We start from the raw sequence: 18,570 nt of genomic DNA, 5'->3' as shown, positions 1-18,570 counted from the left end.
TCACATATTCATTTGTAAATATAGAATACAATTTCAGACAGTAGATATTTCTTTTGGGGGTATACCATGTCTGATACTAAAATTTTTATTACCGATTGCGACCACGCTAACATCAATGAGGAAAAAGCAGTTTTTGAGGCTGCCGGCATCTCCTATAAATTAGTGCAGTGTCACACCGAAGATGAGCTTATAGCCAACTGCCAGGGCGCTGTAGCTGTGTGCAATCAGTATGCTCCTTTTACAAAGAAAGTATTTGATGGCATTCCTACACTTAAGATGATTGTTCGTTACGGTGTAGGTGTTGATAATGTTGATCTAGAGGCTGCAACAGCTGCTGGTGTTCAGGTATGTAATGTTCCTGACTATGGTACCTTTGAGGTAGCTGATCATGCTCTTGCCTTAATGATGGACATCACTCGTAAAGTTTCACGTGCCACCAATCAGGTTTTTGACGGCAGATGGGATTATGCTGAGATGGCTCCTATCTTAAGACTGTCAACCATGACTGTTGGTATTATAGGTCTTGGCCGTATCGGTCTTGCTTTTGCACAGCGCGTTCGCGCCTTAGGCTGCAAGGTTATCGGTTATGATATTTACACCAAGCATGTTGCTGAGAATCCTGAGTACAGCTTCATTGAATTAGTTTCAGAGGAAGAGGTATTAAAGAACTCAGATCTTATCTCTCTGCACTGTGGTTTAAATGCCAACAATGCCAAGTTTATGAACAAAGAAGCCTTTGCCAAGATGAAGAAAGGTGCAATGCTTGTAAACGTAGCCAGAGGTGGTTTAGTAAATGAGCCAGATCTGGCTGAGGCCTTAAAGTCAGGTCAGTTAGGTGCAGCCGGTATTGACGTAACCACCAAGGAGCCTTTAGAGGCTGACAGCCCATTACGTGGTGCTCCAAACCTTACCATCACCCCACACATGGCCTGGTACTCAGTTCAGGCATCTTCAGACCTGAAGAGAAAGTGTGCTGAAGAGGCTGTACGCGGTGCCAAAGGCGAGGCCCCACGCTGCCCAGTTAACAAGCTGTAATTAAAAAGTTTTAGGTAATACTCTTAGAGGTCAGAGCTTTATGCTCTGACCTTTTTTATTGAGCTAAAGATAGTCATGACTATCAAAATTTAATAGCAGTTATTTGTATTCTTGATAAATATAAGAGTCTGTTATCAATAGGAGGAAAAGAAAAAGACCTGTATAAAGTTTTATTTATACAGATCCTTTTTTAGTAAGATTGTTCTATATATTTACATCCCCGAGTTTGACAGTTTGTAATCGCGACAATTAATACAATTGGCTTTCCATCTAGGATTGCCAATTTTTTTGACTTAAAACTTATTGAATTCTGTTATTGCAAACTATTGCGAATTATTTAGATACAATATATAATGGTGCTATAGTTAAGCTTATAGGGGGTCTTGCTATGTCTACTATTGTCGCCGTTAAAAAAACTAAAGGCGTCCAATATGTCTCCATTGTTGAGGTTACATCTATAAAGGTTAATGGTGTCAAAAAGCAAAAACAGAAGACTATTAAATCTCTTGGACCTTTAGATAAGCTTCTTGAGAAAGATCCTGATGCCTTAACCAAATTACGCAAGGAATATCAAACCCCTACTTTAAAATATAGAGAGCAAAGGGCAGATCTAGTTGAGAAACATATTAAAGGCATTGATATTACCCAGGCAGATTTACAAAGAAAGACCGTATCCATAAGTCTTAACTATGGGCTTTGGGCTTTAAAACCTTTATGGGATAACGTACTGACATTAAAGCGTCATATTTACTATATTCAGAACAGTAAAAGCTCAGTACAGTTTGATGTAAATGCTGTGTTATCTTATCTGACTTTTCTAAAGGTGGTTGATCCAAAATCTCAGTTTAAGGCCTTTAATCATCAAACAAAGTTTTTATGTTCGCCTCTTAAGGATATAGGCTTGCACGACCTATACAGGGCTTTGGACTTTGCCCATAAGTTTAAGGATGAAATTTTTATCCATATACACAATCGTATCTGTGATAATTTCAATCGCTCGATGACCATGGTCTTCTATGACTGCACTAACTGCTATTTTGAGTCACCATATGATGATAAACAGCTTTTAGAGCGTAAGGTAATCAACTATATCAAGGCTCAAAAACTTAATGATGGTATGTCACTTAAGGAGTTTGAGGAGTACATTAATTCTCAGGAATTTAGTGATGCCTTTACAACCAAGTTCAATGAAGCCATAGATGATGGTGAGCAACTTGTACGTATGCATGGTTTATCGAAGGAGCATAGGTTTGACTTACCACTAATTTCTGTAGCTTTAGTCATTGATGATAAAGGCATACCAATTGATTTTGAAATTTTTGCAGGAAATACCTCAGAGTATAAGACTTTACCTGTTCTTATTGAGCAGATGAAGGGTAAATATGACATTAAAACAGCAGTCGTTGTTGCAGATAGAGGGCTAAACTCACTTGGTAACCTTTTAAATCTTTTAGATCACAAACTTGGTTTTATTGTAGCTCAAAAGGTTACTGCGCTTAGCAGTGAACTTGAATCTCAGATGCTAGATCTTAAATCATACACTAAGACCTGTGCACAGGATACCAATATACGAGCTTCTGATGTAAGCTTTATCGATATATTTGATGAAAATCTTGATTATATTGATAAAGAAATAAATACATACGGGGCTAATAATCTGTACTACCGTAAACTTCCATATGTAAAGAGCGGTTATATTACCGACCCATCAACAGGTAAAAAGCGTAAGGAAAAAGTAGAATGTCAGATTGTCTTTACCTTTAGTGAGTCTCGTAAAAAAAGAGATATAGCACAACTTGAGAGTGATATTATCAAAGCGCGCAAAGCTGTTGAGGACCAAAAAGATATGGCCCCCGTATGTAGCTCTGGCTGGCGTTCTATAGTACAGGTAAAAGTTACAGATGCAGACAGTGCACAGGGTAAAAAAGAAAGCCTGTATATAGCAAAGGGATTAAAGGAAGAGCTAATTAAAAAGCGCAGGCGTCTTGCCGGCTTTAGTGCTATGGTTTATAAAAAACCTGAAGATATAAAAGAAGAGCTTAATGATGCTGATATTCTGAGCTCTTACAAAAAGCTTGTGCGTATTGAGGATTGCTTTAGAGTAATGAAAAGCAATTTTTCAATAAGACCTATGTTTGTGAGAAATAAAGAGCATATTTCAGGACATATCTCAATTTGTGTTATGGCTTTGATCTTATTGCGCATATTACAAATCAAGATTGAAGAAAGTGGCAATAAACTTAGTGTAGATGAAATAAGCAGTGCTTTAAGAAACGCCAATATAGTAGCTCATAGCTCTAATGGTATTGATGGATATTTTACTAATGCCCAATGTCACGACAACATTTATTCTATTGAAAACACAAAGATAGATCCTCTTGATCCTATGCTTACTCCTATTGATAGATATATTAATAAATTAAAAAATGGGCAAAGTCATATAGATATTATTCTGAAATCTGTCAATTTGGCTTCATTGATTGGAGCTATGAATGCAAAGGATGTAGCAAGAAGCCTAAAGGTTTTTGGTGGCTATGAACAACTAGTCGGTGCTGACAACTGCAAGATTCAATCTTATATGGCTCAGGCATAATTCGCAATAAAGAGATTCACAAAATAAAAACGCTATGATGGCGATTTATATGCCGTTTATAGCGTTTTTTAATTTTTAAAACTGTTAAACTCGGGTTTTTAGTAAGATTGTTCTATATATTTACATCTGATGGCATCTGCGGCTGTTCAGACAGACTGGTAAGTCGCTTGAGAATAAAGTTTCTATTATTCATCAGATGAAAAATCATGGCATCAGAGGCAGCTATGGCATCCTTGTTTTTAATGGCAGCAACAATGGCACGATGTGACTCAATGGTTTCCTGTGTGTAATCTGCATTGGACAAATCAATAAATACGCTTATTGATTTTATAATCATAGGTTCAAGCTTAGGCAGAATGATGTTACCTGAGAGCTTGCATAATTTATTGTGAAAATCACTGTCAGCTTTATTATGATTTTCATTGGCAAGAATTGTGTCCTCGCAGATCTGAGCCAGGCGCTCAAGCTCCATAATATCCTTGTTTTTAGCACGGCTAGCTGCCAGTGCTGCAACGCGTGGTTCAATCATAAGGCGGAACTCTACAAGATCCTCAACCAGCTTTAATTTATCCTTGACGAAGATAAAGCCAAAAGGATCATCTGAGATACCTGTATTATCTGCAATATAAATACCTGAGCCATGTTTTACTGTAAGAATATTGCGTGAGCAGAGCATTCTTACAGCTTCACGCATAGTACTTCTGCCAACGCCCAGAATATCGCACAGGATTTTTTCATTTGGCAGTTTCTGTCCCTGCTCAAAGCCATTATCTACAATGTAACTAATTAACTTGCTAGCTGTAATCTCTGACAGAGGTGCTTTTTCTTGCATAGAGAACTCTTTTAAAATGATATGATCAATATTTATTATTGTGCCTTATCAAAATTAAGCTTTAGTTAAATAAATACCGTCATGACCTATGTTTTTGTTTTATTTATTAGCAATACCTTATCACACTTTAGAAAAAGATACTTATTATCAGTTCACATAACTGGAATTATTTAAAACTCATCAGATCACATAAACTTTAAAACGTCCTTTTAATGTGCACTTTTGAATATAATTAGACATAGCAAAAATTACGTATAAAATACTTTATATAGGATTTTATTTTGGGAAATAATTATGAACAGGATATTTTTAGGTGTAAATATTGACCATGTTGCCACTCTCCGTAATGCCAGAGGTGGTATTTATCCGGATCCTGTAACCGCAGCTTCAATATGTGAAATTGCCGGCGCTGACAGTATCACCACCCATTTACGAGAAGACAGACGCCATATCACTGACAGAGATGTACGTATCATAAGAGAGACCATTCAGACCAAACTTAATCTTGAAATGGCAGTAACCGATGATATTTTAGGAATTGCCCAGGCACTTGCTCCCCATGCTGCCTGCTTTGTCCCTGAAAGACGTGAGGAGGTAACAACCGAAGGAGGTCTCGATGTAATTGGCAACTATGACAAGATAGCCAAGGCTGTTGAGCGACTTGCCAAGGTTGGAACACAGTGTTCTTTATTTATAGATCCTGTAAAAGAGCAGATAGATGCCGCTAAAAAATCAGGAGCTCCATTTATCGAACTGCATACAGGCACCTACGCCAATGCCTGTGGTGCTGAGCAGAAAAAAGAGCTTGAGACTTTGCGTGAAATGGCTTTTTATGCTGACAGTATAGGCCTCAAGGTTAATGCAGGTCATGGACTTAACTATAACAATGTACATGATATTGCTGCTATTGAGTGCATCTATGAGCTTAACATAGGCCATTCAATCATAGCTCAGGCTGTCTTTGTAGGCCTTGAAAAGGCTGTGGTACAGATGAAACAGTTAATGAACGAGTCTCGCACCAACTGCTATCTATAATCTTTAAATACAGAGCAAAAACAGTATTGCTCTGTATTTACCTCTTTTTATTCAATCAGATCCTCTCTTACAAGATTTTTTATAAAATCCCTCCTGGCTTAACCGTCTTTTTTGAGCTCTATTGCAAATTTAAAGGTGCAAAGTGGGTTTTAATTTACAACTGTACCTATTCATTTTTATATTAAAAACGAAGGAGTTACTGTGCAATTAGTTAGTATTGAAACCGGAAATCCAAAGGGCAAGCCTCTTGTTCTGCTTCATGGCTGGGGAGCAGACTCCACCTTTCTTATGCCTATTGCCAAGATGTTTGCAGACAGAAATATCATGGCCATTGATTTTCCAGGCTATGGCTTTAACTACTCTAAGATTAGCAGTATAAGAACCTTTGAAGATACAGCCTCATGCTTACTTGAGAGTATTCCCAAAGACTCTGATGTGCTTGCCTGGTCACTTAGCTCTTTATATGCCATAAGAGCCGCAAGCATGGATTGTTTTAATAAGATAGACAGCATTATTACCATGTGTGGCACTCCACGTTTTCCAAAAGATCCAAACTGGCCGGGACTGCCATCAAATATTGTGGTCAAATGTAAAAGACTGCTCACCCCGCGTCGTTGCAGCAGGCTTTTAAAATACTTTACTCATCTGCAGGCTGTGGAGATAGACAAGATCTGTCCAGACTCCATATTGTTAAACCACCTGTTAAGCCATATGCCAGAGGTGAGCTATGAGGCTCTGTATGCTGGTATTGAGGCTATGAGTCTTATTGATGAAAGAGAGGATTTTAAATTCCTTAAAATACCAACTTTTCATCTCTTTGGAGCTAAAGACAGGCTGGTGCCCTCTGCCACCTCCGAACTGCTTTTACGTAAAAAAACAGCAACCTCTAAAATCTTTGAACACTCAGCTCATGTGCCCCATATTACAGAGCCAATATTATTTGAACGTTCACTAAGACAATTCTTTTGTAATTTATATAAATAATTCTTTAAATATCATATAATTGTAAAAATTTTTTAAATTTTACTAAAGTTTTTATGCGCTTTTTCCGATATATAGTGACAAGGCATAATTTTACTTATCAAAAGGTAAGGTCATGGAGATAGCATCAAATTTTGTATTGAGTGTTACTCCTCCTTCCTATCAACAGGGAGCTGAGGAGGCACGCAAAGATAATCTTGCGCGAGTTCAGATCCCTTCGCCCAAAGAAAGTCAGGGGTCGCAGGCACAAGGTCGCATGGCCAATGAGTATGGCAATACTCAGGGCAATAACTCTTTATTGTCGGCACAGGCTCAAGGCATACTGCAGGCCCAGTCTCAGGCTAATCAGTCACGTCAGGCTATAAACCCAGACGGGCGCAACAATCAAAAGAAGGGCCAGGAAGACAAAGGACAGAATGATCAGTCTGAGGATAAGAAGCAGGAAAACAAGGGGCAGCTCATAACCCGTGAACAGATGCGCCAGAACTTTGCTGCTATGGTATCACAGGTCTCGGGTGCCAACTCACAGGCAGAAACCAACAAAAGCGCCCAGCTGTCATTAAGCTCTGGCGCTGCTGAGGACAATAAGCCTGAAGAGACTAAACAATATAAAACCAAAGAAAGGATCAGCGGTGCCCGTTTTTCTAGGGAAATTGCTGAAAGAAATGGTACCTTTGGTACCATTGCCAGAACCATACAAAGACGCTATGGCACCTCTTCAATAGAGCCAGGTCTTGGTCTTAATCTTGATATCATTGTCTAAAATCATCTATTTTATAAGTGATTTTAGATATTCCTGCTCTAATTTCTTACTGTCAACTTCAGAAAATTCCTGCTCATCCTTGGCAATATCATCATCACTAGGCTCTAGTGTATGATCTTTAATTTCCTGCTCTTCAAACCAATCAGGGCATTTATAGGCAATTTTATTTACGTACCATAATTTCTGACCCTTTGGGGTAAAGACAGTGGCATCATCACCCTCGCTTTTACCTAAAAGAGCTTTGGCCATTGGTGAGTCAATAGAGATATAGTTGCTTCTGCCAAATATTTCGTCTCCACCGACAATACGAATGGAGAGTATGGATTCATCATCGTCAGATTCAAGCTCAACATAGGCTCCAAAGAAAACCTTGCCTGCCTGCTGAGCATTGTAATCGACCACCTGCAGTTTATTCATACAGCCACGCAGATATCTGATGCGTCTGTCAATCTGAGCCAAAAGACGCTTGTTGTACTGATAGTCGGCATTTTCAGAACGATCGCCAAGACTTGCTGCCCAGGACACCTTCTGTGTTACATCTGGTCTTTTTTCATTCCACAGATACTCAAGCTCTTTGTGCAGAATGTCATAGCCAGCACGTGTAATATATGGTTTTCCCATAAATATCTCTGTTTTATCCCTATACAAATAATAAAGCCTGGGCATAATACCCAGGCTTACTCTTCTATTTAGAAGTCAAAATTATAACTGTGGACCAGACTTGGCCAGATCACCGTTGAGAGCCTCGAACTTCTTGAAGTTCTTGATGAAGCGCTCGGCCAGATCCTTAGCCTTGGTCTCCCACTCAGCTGGATCAGCATAGGTGTTGCGTGGATCCAGAATGTTGGTGTCAACGCCTGGAAGAGCAGTTGGAACCTTGAATGAGAAGATTGGGATATTCTTGGTCTCGGCCTTATCGATTGATCCATCTAAGATAGCGTCGATGATGCCACGGGTATCCTTAATAGAGATACGTTTGCCAGTGCCGTTCCAGCCGGTGTTAACCAGGTAAGCAGAAGCACCTGAGTCATTCATTCTCTTAACGAGAACCTCAGCATACTTGGTTGGTGGCAGAGTTAAGAAGGCTGCACCAAAGCATGATGAGAAGGTTGGGGTTGGCTCGGTAATACCACGCTCAGTACCAGCTAACTTGGCTGTGAAGCCTGAGAGGAAGTAGTACTGTGTCTGATCCTTATCGAGGATAGATACTGGTGGCAGAACACCGAAGGCGTCAGCTGATAAGAAGATTACGCGCTTGGCAGCTGGGGCCTTTGAAACTGGACGAACAATGTTCTTAATGTGGTGAATTGGGTAAGATACACGAGTATTCTCGGTAACTGACTTGTCATTGAAGTCAATCTTGCCGTCTGCATCAACAGTTACGTTCTCAAGCAGAGCATCGCGCTTGATAGCAGCCCAGATGTCTGGCTCATTTTCCTGTGACAGGTTGATAACCTTGGCATAGCAGCCGCCTTCGAAGTTGAATACGCCGTCATCATCCCAGCCGTGCTCGTCGTCACCGATTAACAGACGCTTTGGATCTGTTGATAAGGTGGTCTTACCGGTGCCTGACAGACCGAAGAAGATAGCTGTGTTTTCGCCATTTACGTCAGTATTGGCTGAGCAGTGCATAGCAGCGATGCCCTTTAATGGGAGGTAGTAGTTCATCATTGAGAACATACCTTTCTTCATCTCACCACCGTACCAGGTGTTTAAGATGATCTGCATACGCTCTGTAAGGTTGAATACAACAGCAGTCTCAGAATTTAAACCTAACTCTTTGTAGTTATCTACCTTAGCCTTTGAAGCATTGATAACAACGAAGTTTGGCTCAAAGTTCTCTAACTCTTCAGCTGTTGGACGGATGAACATGTTGGTTACAAAGTGAGCCTGCCATGCTACTTCCATGATGAAACGAACTTTCAGACGGGTTGCCTCGTTGGCACCGCAGAACAGATCAACAACATAGAGTTTCTTGTCTGATAATTCTTTAGTAGCTAAAGCTTTTAACTGAGACCATGCCTCAACAGTTAATGGCTTATTGTCATTCTTGAACTCTTCTGAGTTCCACCAAATTGTGTCTTTGGTTACGTCGTCTTTAACGATGAATTTGTCTTTTGGAGAACGGCCAGTATAGATACCGGTCATAACGTTCACAGCACCCATCTTGGTGTTAACGCCTTTGTCAAAACCCTCGAGGCATGGGCATGTCTCGGCAGCGTATAACTCTTCGTATGAAGGGTTGTGAATAATTTCTTTGGCAGAGGTGATACCGTACTTAGCTAATCCAAGCTTGTCAAATAAGCTCATTGTTTTTCTCCACATTATATAAGCGAGATTGTCATCTCAGGTTTTAAATCACTTATAATGATACAGTAAAAACACTAATTAATTAAGAGATTTACTGCTATTAGTGCATATTTTTTTTCATTTAAATTTCAATGTCTAAGAATAAAAGTTATTATATGAGATCGAAATTTAAGCACTAAATGACTTATAAACTTAATTTTCATCATAAGATGAGGTTTGCATGAGTAAAATTACCGTATCCAAAAAGGCCCAGGACTATTTTAAGAAAATCATTGAAAAGCAGAAGATGGAAGGTCTGGCTATCCGTCTTACAGCCACAAATGTTGGAACACCTGGTGTCGAGTGCGGCATTCTGTACTGTCCAAAAGAATACATTACAGAGCAGGATGAGCACTTTAGAATGGATGGCTTTGAGATTGTTATTGACTCTGCTGTAGCTCCTTATCTTGATGAGTCTCAGATTGATCTTACAGAAGATGACAACAAGCAGGAAATGTTAACCTTCCATGCTCCTAATCTTAAAAAGCAGGATTTACCTGAAGATGCCACACTGCGTGAGAGATTACAGAGATTTTTTGATGTAACCGTAAGCCCTGCTCTTGCAAGTCATGGTGGTGCTATTGAACTTGTTGATGTTTCAGAAGACGGCGTTATCAAGGTTCGCTTCTCAGGTGGCTGCAACGGTTGCTCCATGGTAGGCATCACCTTAAAAGAGGGTATTGAGTCACAGCTCAATCAGGCCTTCCCTGGCGTTGTAAAAGAGATTATTGACGTAACAGATCATCAGGCAACTGAAGAGTCTTTTAGTTAATTTTAAAGATTTACGTATAATTAAGGCGACATATTCAGGTCGCCTTTTTTTATGGTTACAGCTGCAGTCTTAAAGTCTCGCTGTCCTCGCGATGCTCCTTGGCAAGCAGTGATGCTGCAGCATCCTTGCCGCTTTTACCATGTTCTAGTACTTCATACAGCTCAGAGCATATTGGCATCTGCACGCCATACATATTGGCAAGTTCATAGATCTCTTTAGTTGAACTTATGCCCTCAACCACCTGACCTATTTCCTTTAAAGCCTCATCTACGCTGTAGCCTTTACCCAGCAGATAGCCAAAGCGTCTGTTGCGTGACTGATTGTCAGTACAGGTTAAAACCAGATCTCCAAGACCTGACAGACCCATAAAGCCTCTGTCTGTAGCTCCAAGACGCAGTCCCAGGCGTATCATTTCAGTAAGGCCACCCGAGTTTAACAGTATTAAAAATTAAAAAACGCTATAAACGGCATATAAATCGCCATCATAGCGTTTTTATTTTGTGAATCTCTTTATTGCGAATTATGCCTGAGCCATATAAGATTGAATCTTGCAGTTGTCAGCACCGACTAGTTGTTCATAGCCACCAAAAACCTTTAGGCTTCTTGCTACATCCTTTGCATTCATAGCTCCAATCAATGAAGCCAAATTGACAGATTTCAGAATAATATCTATATGACTTTGCCCATTTTTTAATTTATTAATATATCTATCAATAGGAGTAAGCATAGGATCAAGAGGATCTATCTTTGTGTTTTCAATAGAATAAATGTTGTCGTGACATTGGGCATTAGTAAAATATCCATCAATACCATTAGAGCTATGAGCTACTATATTGGCGTTTCTTAAAGCACTGCTTATTTCATCTACACTAAGTTTATTGCCACTTTCTTCAATCTTGATTTGTAATATGCGCAATAAGATCAAAGCCATAACACAAATTGAGATATGTCCTGAAATATGCTCTTTATTTCTCACAAACATAGGTCTTATTGAAAAATTGCTTTTCATTACTCTAAAGCAATCCTCAATACGCACAAGCTTTTTGTAAGAGCTCAGAATATCAGCATCATTAAGCTCTTCTTTTATATCTTCAGGTTTTTTATAAACCATAGCACTAAAGCCGGCAAGACGCCTGCGCTTTTTAATTAGCTCTTCCTTTAATCCCTTTGCTATATACAGGCTTTCTTTTTTACCCTGTGCACTGTCTGCATCTGTAACTTTTACCTGTACTATAGAACGCCAGCCAGAGCTACATACGGGGGCCATATCTTTTTGGTCCTCAACAGCTTTGCGCGCTTTGATAATATCACTCTCAAGTTGTGCTATATCTCTTTTTTTACGAGACTCACTAAAGGTAAAGACAATCTGACATTCTACTTTTTCCTTACGCTTTTTACCTGTTGATGGGTCGGTAATATAACCGCTCTTTACATATGGAAGTTTACGGTAGTACAGATTATTAGCCCCGTATGTATTTATTTCTTTATCAATATAATCAAGATTTTCATCAAATATATCGATAAAGCTTACATCAGAAGCTCGTATATTGGTATCCTGTGCACAGGTCTTAGTGTATGATTTAAGATCTAGCATCTGAGATTCAAGTTCACTGCTAAGCGCAGTAACCTTTTGAGCTACAATAAAACCAAGTTTGTGATCTAAAAGATTTAAAAGGTTACCAAGTGAGTTTAGCCCTCTATCTGCAACAACGACTGCTGTTTTAATGTCATATTTACCCTTCATCTGCTCAATAAGAACAGGTAAAGTCTTATACTCTGAGGTATTTCCTGCAAAAATTTCAAAATCAATTGGTATGCCTTTATCATCAATGACTAAAGCTACAGAAATTAGTGGTAAGTCAAACCTATGCTCCTTCGATAAACCATGCATACGTACAAGTTGCTCACCATCATCTATGGCTTCATTGAACTTGGTTGTAAAGGCATCACTAAATTCCTGAGAATTAATGTACTCCTCAAACTCCTTAAGTGACATACCATCATTAAGTTTTTGAGCCTTGATATAGTTGATTACCTTACGCTCTAAAAGCTGTTTATCATCATATGGTGACTCAAAATAGCAGTTAGTGCAGTCATAGAAGACCATGGTCATCGAGCGATTGAAATTATCACAGATACGATTGTGTATATGGATAAAAATTTCATCCTTAAACTTATGGGCAAAGTCCAAAGCCCTGTATAGGTCGTGCAAGCCTATATCCTTAAGAGGCGAACATAAAAACTTTGTTTGATGATTAAAGGCCTTAAACTGAGATTTTGGATCAACCACCTTTAGAAAAGTCAGATAAGATAACACAGCATTTACATCAAACTGTACTGAGCTTTTACTGTTCTGAATATAGTAAATATGACGCTTTAATGTCAGTACGTTATCCCATAAAGGTTTTAAAGCCCAAAGCCCATAGTTAAGACTTATGGATACGGTCTTTCTTTGTAAATCTGCCTGGGTAATATCAATGCCTTTAATATGTTTCTCAACTAGATCTGCCCTTTGCTCTCTATATTTTAAAGTAGGGGTTTGATATTCCTTGCGTAATTTGGTTAAGGCATCAGGATCTTTCTCAAGAAGCTTATCTAATGGTCCAAGAGATTTAATAGTCTTCTGTTTTTGCTTTTTGACACCATTAACCTTTATAGATGTAACCTCAACAATGGAGACATATTGGACGCCTTTAGTTTTTTTAACGGCGACAATAGTAGACATAGCAAGACCCCCTATAAGCTTAACTATAGCACCATTATATATTGTATCTATAAAATTCGCAATAGTTTGCAATAATAGAATTCAATAAGTTTTTAGTCAAAAAAAATTGGCGATCCTCGATGGAAAGCCAATTGTATTAATTGTCGTGATTACAAACTGTCAAACTCGGGTTTTTATGGTTACAGCTGCAGTCTTAAAGTCTCGCTGTCCTCGCGATGCTCCTTGGCAAGCAGTGATGCTGCAGCATCCTTGCCGCTTTTACCATGTTCTAGTACTTCATACAGCTCAGAGCATATTGGCATCTGCACGCCATACATATTGGCAAGTTCATAGATCTCTTTAGTTGAACTTATGCCCTCAACCACCTGACCTATTTCCTTTAAAGCCTCATCTACGCTGTAGCCTTTACCCAGCAGATAGCCAAAGCGTCTGTTGCGTGACTGATTGTCAGTACAGGTTAAAACCAGATCTCCAAGACCTGACAGACCCATAAAGCCTCTGTCTGTAGCTCCAAGACGCAGTCCCAGGCGTATCATTTCAGTAAGGCCACGGGTAATAAGAGCAGTACGGGCATTGGCACCAAAGCCAAGTCCATCTGACATACCTGTAGCTATGGCAATAACATTTTTTACAGCGCCACCTAACTGCAGTGATTTTAAATCAGAGCTTATATAAACTATAAAATATGAGGTATGCATCAGAGCGCATACTTCTTTGAGAAAGTCTCTGTCATTGCCTGCTATTGCAATAGCTGTTGGCATGCCCTTGGCAAGCTCGCTTGCAAATGTAGGTCCTGAAAGAGCTGCAAATTTGGTGTTTTCACCTAAAATCTCAATAATGGTGTCACTTAAAAAGTGGCCTTTGTATCTGTCAAGACCTTTGGTGGCATAGACTATTTTCTGATTAGGTTTTAGCAAAGGTTTTAACTGATGCAGAATATCTCTGAATATATGGGAAGGAATGACAAGCAGGATGATCTGACTTGAGGTTACTGCCTTTTTAAAGTCATCAGTAATTTCAAGGCTATCTGGTAGTCTTATATCAGGAAGATATTTTGCATTAACCCTGTTCTGTTGCATGGCCCCTGCCTGTGAGCTGTCTCTTGCCCACAATAAAACAGGAAGGCCCTTACCTGCGACAGCCATTGCTAATGCTGTACCGTAAGAGCCTGCACCAAGAACTGATAGGGTATGTGTATATTGCATTAACAATATCCTATACAGTCTTTAAAAATCAATTAGGCATTGGCCTGCTGGTCCTGAGCCTCCTGCTGCTGTTTATGCTGCTCCTGCTTTGCTCTATAGATAGCATCAAAGCTTAATGGAGCTAATGTCAGCTGCGGGAATGTTGCACGAGATACAAGGCTTGAAATGTGCTCTCTTGCATATGGGTATAACATGTTAGGAGCGGTAGCGCCTAAAACATAATCTAAAACCTCAGGCTCGAAGTTTCTTGCAACAAAGATACCTGCCTGATTAACCTCACATACAAAAGCTGTGGCACCGTCGTTCTCACAGGTAACGGTAATACGCAGTACAACTTCGTACTGATCTGAACCTAAGCTTGAAGCTTTGGTGTCAAACTCAACCTTAAGCTCTGGCTTCCACTGCTTCTGGAATATAGCAGGAGTATTTGGAGTCTCTAAAGAGCAATCCTTTGAGTAAACTCTGATAGCCTCAAAATGAGGGTTTGCCTGCTGATTGTTAGTGTCGGTCATAATAATTCCCTATTTTTTATTGGTTACTGGTAAATTGTTGTTATACCACTCTAGCATACCGCCATCAAGAGTAGTTACCTGATTGAACCCAAGCTTCTTTAACAGACGGGCACCGTTAAATGCCTCGGTATCATACTTATCCTTGCCCACAAGAATAACAGGTGAGTCCTTTTTTCTTTCGATACGATTGATCTGGCCTGCCTTGATCTCTGCAAAAGTCATATTTACAGCATTGGCTATATGGCCCTTATTGAAATTTTCCTGTGATCTGATGTCAACAAATACACCTTCTGAGTGATTAACCTTATTGACAGCAACACCTATAGTATCTTTTTTAATCCTGGCAGTCATAAGACGGAACTGCACAATAATCAAAAACAGCAATACAGTAATCCAGCCACCTGCCATCATAGTATGGCGGGAAAAGAACTCCTGCAGCTGTGTTAAAAAATCCGGATTTGTCAATTCTGACACAATACACCTCAAAACTGTTGATAATATTGAAACGGCAATTTTATCATATACCTGCTATCTTGTGGTATAGCAATACAGCCGCCCGTAATATTAAGCTGAATTTTATATGTTTATGAATAAAATGTCATTATTTACACTCAAAACTTAAGACAAGCTCACTCTTTATTGTATTTTTCATGCTCTTTAGTGCCAGCGTGTTGTCTTTTTTAATCTATAAACAGCAGTGTCTGAATTTTATTTACATATCTTTAATCTGATTTTCGTGAATTATCCTAATTTAGACTGCTAATGTGATAAAATTATCATATTGTTGCACATCATTTTAAGAGATATACAAAATGTCAAAGAAACCTTTAGCTTTAATTATTATGGATGGCTGGGGCGACAACAAAGACTCCCAGTTCAATGCCGTAACCAATGCCAAAACACCAGTTCTGGATGCTCTTAATGCCAAATATGCCCACACAGATATTCAGGCATCAGGTATTGATGTAGGTCTTCCGGATGGTCAGATGGGCAACTCTGAGGTTGGCCACACCAATATAGGTGCCGGTCGCATTGTATATCAGGAATTGACTCGCATCACCAAGGCTATTGCCGACGGCGACTTCTTTAAAAACAAGGCTTTATGTGAAGCCGTAGACAAGGCTGTAAAAGCTGACAAGGCCGTACACGTTATGGGTCTTATGTCTCCAGGTGGTGTTCACTCTCATGAAGATCACATCATGGCTATGCTTGAGCTTGCCGTCAAACGCGGTGCCAAAAAGGTTTATTTCCATGCCTTCTGCGACGGACGTGACGTGCCACCACGCTCTGCCATGGAAGATATTGAGCGCTTTGAGCAGCTCTTTGCCAAATTAGGTACAGGCCGCTTTGCCACCATGGTTGGCCGTTACTTTGTAATGGACCGTGACAACCGCTGGGACCGTGTTGAGCAGGCCTATGATCTCATTACTCAGGGCATCAGCAAGTTTGAGCCATTTGCCAGCGCCAAGGATGCACTGCAGGCTGCCTATGACAGAGATGAAAATGATGAATTTGTACAGGCCTCAGTAATTGGAGAGAAAGCTCCTCTTGAGGACGGTGACAGCCTGATTTTCATGAACTTCAGAGCCGACCGTGCAAGACAGATTACCCGTGCCTTCGTCAACAAGGACTTTGACGGCTTTGCCAGAAAGAGCACCCCTGCTCTTGCTGATTTTGTCATGCTGACACAGTATGCAGCCGACATCAAGACCACATGTGCCTATCCGCCAGAGGATCTGACCAATACCTTAGGTGAGTGGCTTTCATCTCACCACAAAACTCAGTTACGTATTTCAGAGACTGAAAAATACGCCCATGTTACCTTCTTCTTCAACGGTGGTGTAGAGACTCAGTTTGACGGTGAGGATCGTATTTTAATTCAGTCACCAAAGGTTGCCACCTATGATCTCCAGCCAGAGATGAGCTCAGAGGAGCTTACTGACAAGCTGTGTGAGGCCATTGAGTCTGGCAAATATGATGTTATTATCTGTAACTATCCAAATGGTGACATGGTAGGTCATACCGGTGTGTATGAGGCTGCTATCAAGGCTGTTGAGGCTGTAGATACCTGCCTTGGCCGTGTAGTTGCATCACTTGAGAAGGTAGGCGGTGAGTGTCTGATTACAGCAGATCACGGCAACTGTGAGAGAATGAAGGATATGACCACAGGTCAGCCATACACTGCCCACACCAATCTGCCAGTACCTTTCATCTATGTAGGCCGCAAGGCTACCATGAGAGAGGACGGCCGTCTTTGTGATATTGCCCCAACCATGCTCTATCTGATGGATATGCCAATCCCTGAGGAGATGACAGGCAAGTCAATCATCACTCTTGAAAAATAAAATTCAGGTGTAAAAAATGCCCTCGTAAATGAGGGCGTTTTTTTATCCTTTTTTCTTGTTAGAGACCTGAGATGGTTACATCTGGCACCAGTATAGATCCTGTCTTTACTGAATAGCGCTCATCTATATCATCATGTGACATCATAGCTATCTTCTTGAACAGATCCTTTAAATTAAAGGCTACAGTTATCTCCTCAACAGCATGCACACGTCTGCCGTCTTTAAAGTAATAGCCTCCGGCTCCGCGTGAAACATCGCCATTTGTTATATTTACACCCTGTCCCATCAGTGATTCAATGACAATACCTTCAGATACATCTTTGAGCATATCATCAAAAGTGCAGATATGTTTGTCATCAAAATCTGCATACAAGGTGAAAAGACCTGAGGCATGACCATTTGGCTTCATATTGAGCTTACGGGCTGAATAGCTGCCAAGCAGATACATGTTTAAAATACCGTCTTTGACAATGTGACTGCTCTGCACACGACAGCCCTCGCCATCATAATTGCATGAGGAGAGCTCGCCTTTGACAAAAGGCTCATCACGCAGACTTACAAAATCCGGAAGGATTTTGGTATCAAGAGCATTGCATAAAAATGATGAATCACGGTAAATAAGTGATCCTCTTATGGCTTTTGACAGGGCTGACCAGATTGAAATGGCGGCACTGCCTTTGAAAATGACATTATATTTACCTGTCTTTACCTGTGAGGCATCAAGCTTGTTCAGAGTTTTAGTTACAGCCTCATCAATAATACGTCTGTTATCGTATAAAAGCTCAGGGTTAGAATTTTGTGTAAAACCATAGCCCTTTTGCATTTTGTCATCGCTCTGACCTAAAAGCGATAAGGATCTGCCATTTGATGAGTAGGAAAAGCTGCGGTTAAAGCCATTACTGCTGGCAATGGTAAAGCTTTTAAGGCTTGATGAGAGACTGGCTCCATCTGATTTTTTAATGCGGTCATAAGAACCTTGCATAAACTCACGCTCAAGACCTACTGCCTTTTCCACAGCTGCATCTGCATCCTGCTCAATCTCATGCAGTGTGTCAAAATCATAATCGCTATCTGACAGATACTCTGCCTCTAAAATACCAGCACATGGATCTGCATCTGTATGCTTGGAAATGGCAAGAGCTGCCTCAATGGTATCCTCAATGGCCTTGGCTGAAAAATCAGAGGTGCTGGCTGTTCCTGATCTTTTACCGCGATAGACAGTTATATCCATAGATCTGTCTTTATTAAATTCTATATTTTCAACATCGCCGTCACGTGTGGAAATACTAAGTCCCTCAAGTGAGCTGATTCTGATTATGCTTTCATCTGCTCCCAGGCGCTTTGCAATAGCAAGAGCATCAGCGGCCATATTTTTAGCAAGAGCATTGTCTGCATTTACTGTCTTTTTAAACTGACTTGTCAT

The 18,570-nt window shown here is 40.2% G+C and carries 15 protein-coding genes and 1 pseudogene; 7 read left to right on the top strand and 9 right to left on the bottom strand.

What is annotated here, in order from left to right; genetic code table 11:
* The first annotated feature begins 66 nt into the window (after window positions 1-66).
* Both DRZ93_RS12830 and DRZ93_RS12825 read left to right on the top strand, forming a co-directional pair.
* Window positions 67-1,035 (top strand): C-terminal binding protein, encoded by a 969-nt coding sequence (locus tag DRZ93_RS12830; RefSeq protein WP_113743263.1) that lies wholly within the window; start codon window positions 67-69, stop codon window positions 1,033-1,035.
* A gap of 388 nt (window positions 1,036-1,423) precedes the next feature.
* Complete coding sequence (locus DRZ93_RS12825; protein ID WP_113746714.1) at window positions 1,424-3,628, top strand: IS1634 family transposase; 2,205 nt, start codon at window positions 1,424-1,426, stop codon at window positions 3,626-3,628.
* Window positions 3,629-3,740: 112 nt separating this feature from the next.
* On the opposite strand, the gene DRZ93_RS12820 is transcribed toward DRZ93_RS12825, so the two are convergent.
* A complete protein-coding gene (locus tag DRZ93_RS12820) occupies window positions 3,741-4,460 on the bottom strand; it encodes a FadR/GntR family transcriptional regulator (protein ID WP_113743264.1) in 720 nt (239 codons plus the stop codon).
* A gap of 294 nt (window positions 4,461-4,754) precedes the next feature.
* Between DRZ93_RS12820 and pdxJ the strand changes: the two genes are divergently transcribed.
* The 3 genes from pdxJ to DRZ93_RS12805 all read left to right on the top strand — a co-directional run bounded on the left by pdxJ (window position 4,755) and on the right by DRZ93_RS12805 (window position 7,239).
* On the top strand, window positions 4,755-5,495 hold the full coding sequence (gene pdxJ / locus DRZ93_RS12815) for a pyridoxine 5'-phosphate synthase (RefSeq protein ID WP_113743265.1): 741 nt from the start codon (window positions 4,755-4,757) through the stop codon (window positions 5,493-5,495).
* A 201-nt stretch (window positions 5,496-5,696) separates the two neighbouring features.
* Window positions 5,697-6,479 (top strand): alpha/beta fold hydrolase, encoded by a 783-nt coding sequence (locus DRZ93_RS12810; protein WP_113743266.1) that lies wholly within the window; start codon window positions 5,697-5,699, stop codon window positions 6,477-6,479.
* 112 nt (window positions 6,480-6,591) lie between these two features.
* Entirely contained in the window at window positions 6,592-7,239 is a 648-nt protein-coding gene (locus tag DRZ93_RS12805) for a hypothetical protein (protein ID WP_113743267.1), read from the top strand.
* A gap of 153 nt (window positions 7,240-7,392) precedes the next feature.
* Here the strand turns inward: DRZ93_RS12805 and greB are convergent.
* Together greB and pckA are read right to left on the bottom strand one after the other, a co-directional pair.
* Window positions 7,393-7,860 (bottom strand): annotated as a pseudogene (gene greB, locus DRZ93_RS12800) (transcription elongation factor GreB); the annotation flags it as partial.
* A gap of 81 nt (window positions 7,861-7,941) precedes the next feature.
* Complete coding sequence (gene pckA / locus DRZ93_RS12795) at window positions 7,942-9,549, bottom strand: phosphoenolpyruvate carboxykinase (ATP) (protein WP_113746716.1); 1,608 nt, start codon at window positions 9,547-9,549, stop codon at window positions 7,942-7,944.
* Between the two features lie 220 nt (window positions 9,550-9,769).
* Between pckA and DRZ93_RS12790 the strand changes: the two genes are divergently transcribed.
* A complete protein-coding gene (locus DRZ93_RS12790) occupies window positions 9,770-10,360 on the top strand; it encodes a NifU family protein (protein WP_113743270.1) in 591 nt (196 codons plus the stop codon).
* A 55-nt stretch (window positions 10,361-10,415) separates the two neighbouring features.
* Here the strand turns inward: DRZ93_RS12790 and DRZ93_RS12785 are convergent, their stop codons facing one another.
* From DRZ93_RS12785 to DRZ93_RS12765, 5 genes are all read right to left on the bottom strand, one after another.
* Window positions 10,416-10,799, bottom strand: a complete 384-nt coding sequence (locus DRZ93_RS12785) for an NAD(P)H-dependent glycerol-3-phosphate dehydrogenase (RefSeq protein WP_281268133.1) — start codon at window positions 10,797-10,799, stop codon at window positions 10,416-10,418.
* 81 nt (window positions 10,800-10,880) lie between these two features.
* Window positions 10,881-13,085: an IS1634 family transposase gene (locus DRZ93_RS12780; RefSeq protein ID WP_113746714.1), complete on the bottom strand. Its 2,205-nt coding sequence runs from the start codon at window positions 13,083-13,085 to the stop codon at window positions 10,881-10,883.
* Window positions 13,086-13,264: 179 nt separating this feature from the next.
* The gene (locus DRZ93_RS12775) at window positions 13,265-14,290 is read right to left on the bottom strand and encodes an NAD(P)H-dependent glycerol-3-phosphate dehydrogenase (protein ID WP_113743271.1); all 1,026 of its coding nucleotides are present in this window, start codon (window positions 14,288-14,290) and stop codon (window positions 13,265-13,267) included.
* Window positions 14,291-14,322: 32 nt separating this feature from the next.
* The gene (secB, locus tag DRZ93_RS12770; RefSeq protein WP_113743272.1) at window positions 14,323-14,802 is read right to left on the bottom strand and encodes a protein-export chaperone SecB; all 480 of its coding nucleotides are present in this window, start codon (window positions 14,800-14,802) and stop codon (window positions 14,323-14,325) included.
* A gap of 9 nt (window positions 14,803-14,811) precedes the next feature.
* Window positions 14,812-15,276: a rhodanese-like domain-containing protein gene (locus tag DRZ93_RS12765; protein WP_146740819.1), complete on the bottom strand. Its 465-nt coding sequence runs from the start codon at window positions 15,274-15,276 to the stop codon at window positions 14,812-14,814.
* A gap of 338 nt (window positions 15,277-15,614) precedes the next feature.
* Here DRZ93_RS12765 and gpmM point away from each other — a divergent pair, with 338 nt between their 5' ends.
* Entirely contained in the window at window positions 15,615-17,147 is a 1,533-nt protein-coding gene (gpmM, locus tag DRZ93_RS12760) for a 2,3-bisphosphoglycerate-independent phosphoglycerate mutase (protein ID WP_113743274.1), read from the top strand.
* A 58-nt stretch (window positions 17,148-17,205) separates the two neighbouring features.
* Here the strand turns inward: gpmM and DRZ93_RS12755 are convergent, their stop codons facing one another.
* A complete protein-coding gene (locus DRZ93_RS12755; protein ID WP_113746713.1) occupies window positions 17,206-18,570 on the bottom strand; it encodes a metallopeptidase TldD-related protein in 1,365 nt (454 codons plus the stop codon).

This window comes from Anaerobiospirillum thomasii (genome assembly GCF_900445255.1).
GTDB classification, from domain to species: Bacteria; Pseudomonadota; Gammaproteobacteria; order Enterobacterales; family Succinivibrionaceae; genus Anaerobiospirillum_A; species Anaerobiospirillum_A thomasii.
This window is presented reverse-complemented; position numbering and strand designations above follow the sequence as displayed.

Coding starts and splice junctions, on each gene's coding strand:
- DRZ93_RS12830 (WP_113743263.1), top strand. CDS start 67: ATGTCTGATACTAAAATTTTTATTACCGATTGCGACCACGCTAACATC.
- DRZ93_RS12825 (WP_113746714.1), top strand. CDS start 1,424: ATGTCTACTATTGTCGCCGTTAAAAAAACTAAAGGCGTCCAATATGTC.
- DRZ93_RS12820 (WP_113743264.1), bottom strand. CDS start 4,460: ATGCAAGAAAAAGCACCTCTGTCAGAGATTACAGCTAGCAAGTTAATT.
- pdxJ (WP_113743265.1), top strand. CDS start 4,755: ATGAACAGGATATTTTTAGGTGTAAATATTGACCATGTTGCCACTCTC.
- DRZ93_RS12805 (WP_113743267.1), top strand. CDS start 6,592: ATGGAGATAGCATCAAATTTTGTATTGAGTGTTACTCCTCCTTCCTAT.
- pckA (WP_113746716.1), bottom strand. CDS start 9,549: ATGAGCTTATTTGACAAGCTTGGATTAGCTAAGTACGGTATCACCTCT.
- DRZ93_RS12790 (WP_113743270.1), top strand. CDS start 9,770: ATGAGTAAAATTACCGTATCCAAAAAGGCCCAGGACTATTTTAAGAAA.
- DRZ93_RS12780 (WP_113746714.1), bottom strand. CDS start 13,085: ATGTCTACTATTGTCGCCGTTAAAAAAACTAAAGGCGTCCAATATGTC.
- DRZ93_RS12775 (WP_113743271.1), bottom strand. CDS start 14,290: ATGCAATATACACATACCCTATCAGTTCTTGGTGCAGGCTCTTACGGT.
- secB (WP_113743272.1), bottom strand. CDS start 14,802: ATGACCGACACTAACAATCAGCAGGCAAACCCTCATTTTGAGGCTATC.
- gpmM (WP_113743274.1), top strand. CDS start 15,615: ATGTCAAAGAAACCTTTAGCTTTAATTATTATGGATGGCTGGGGCGAC.
- DRZ93_RS12755 (WP_113746713.1), bottom strand. CDS start 18,570: ATGACAAGTCAGTTTAAAAAGACAGTAAATGCAGACAATGCTCTTGCT.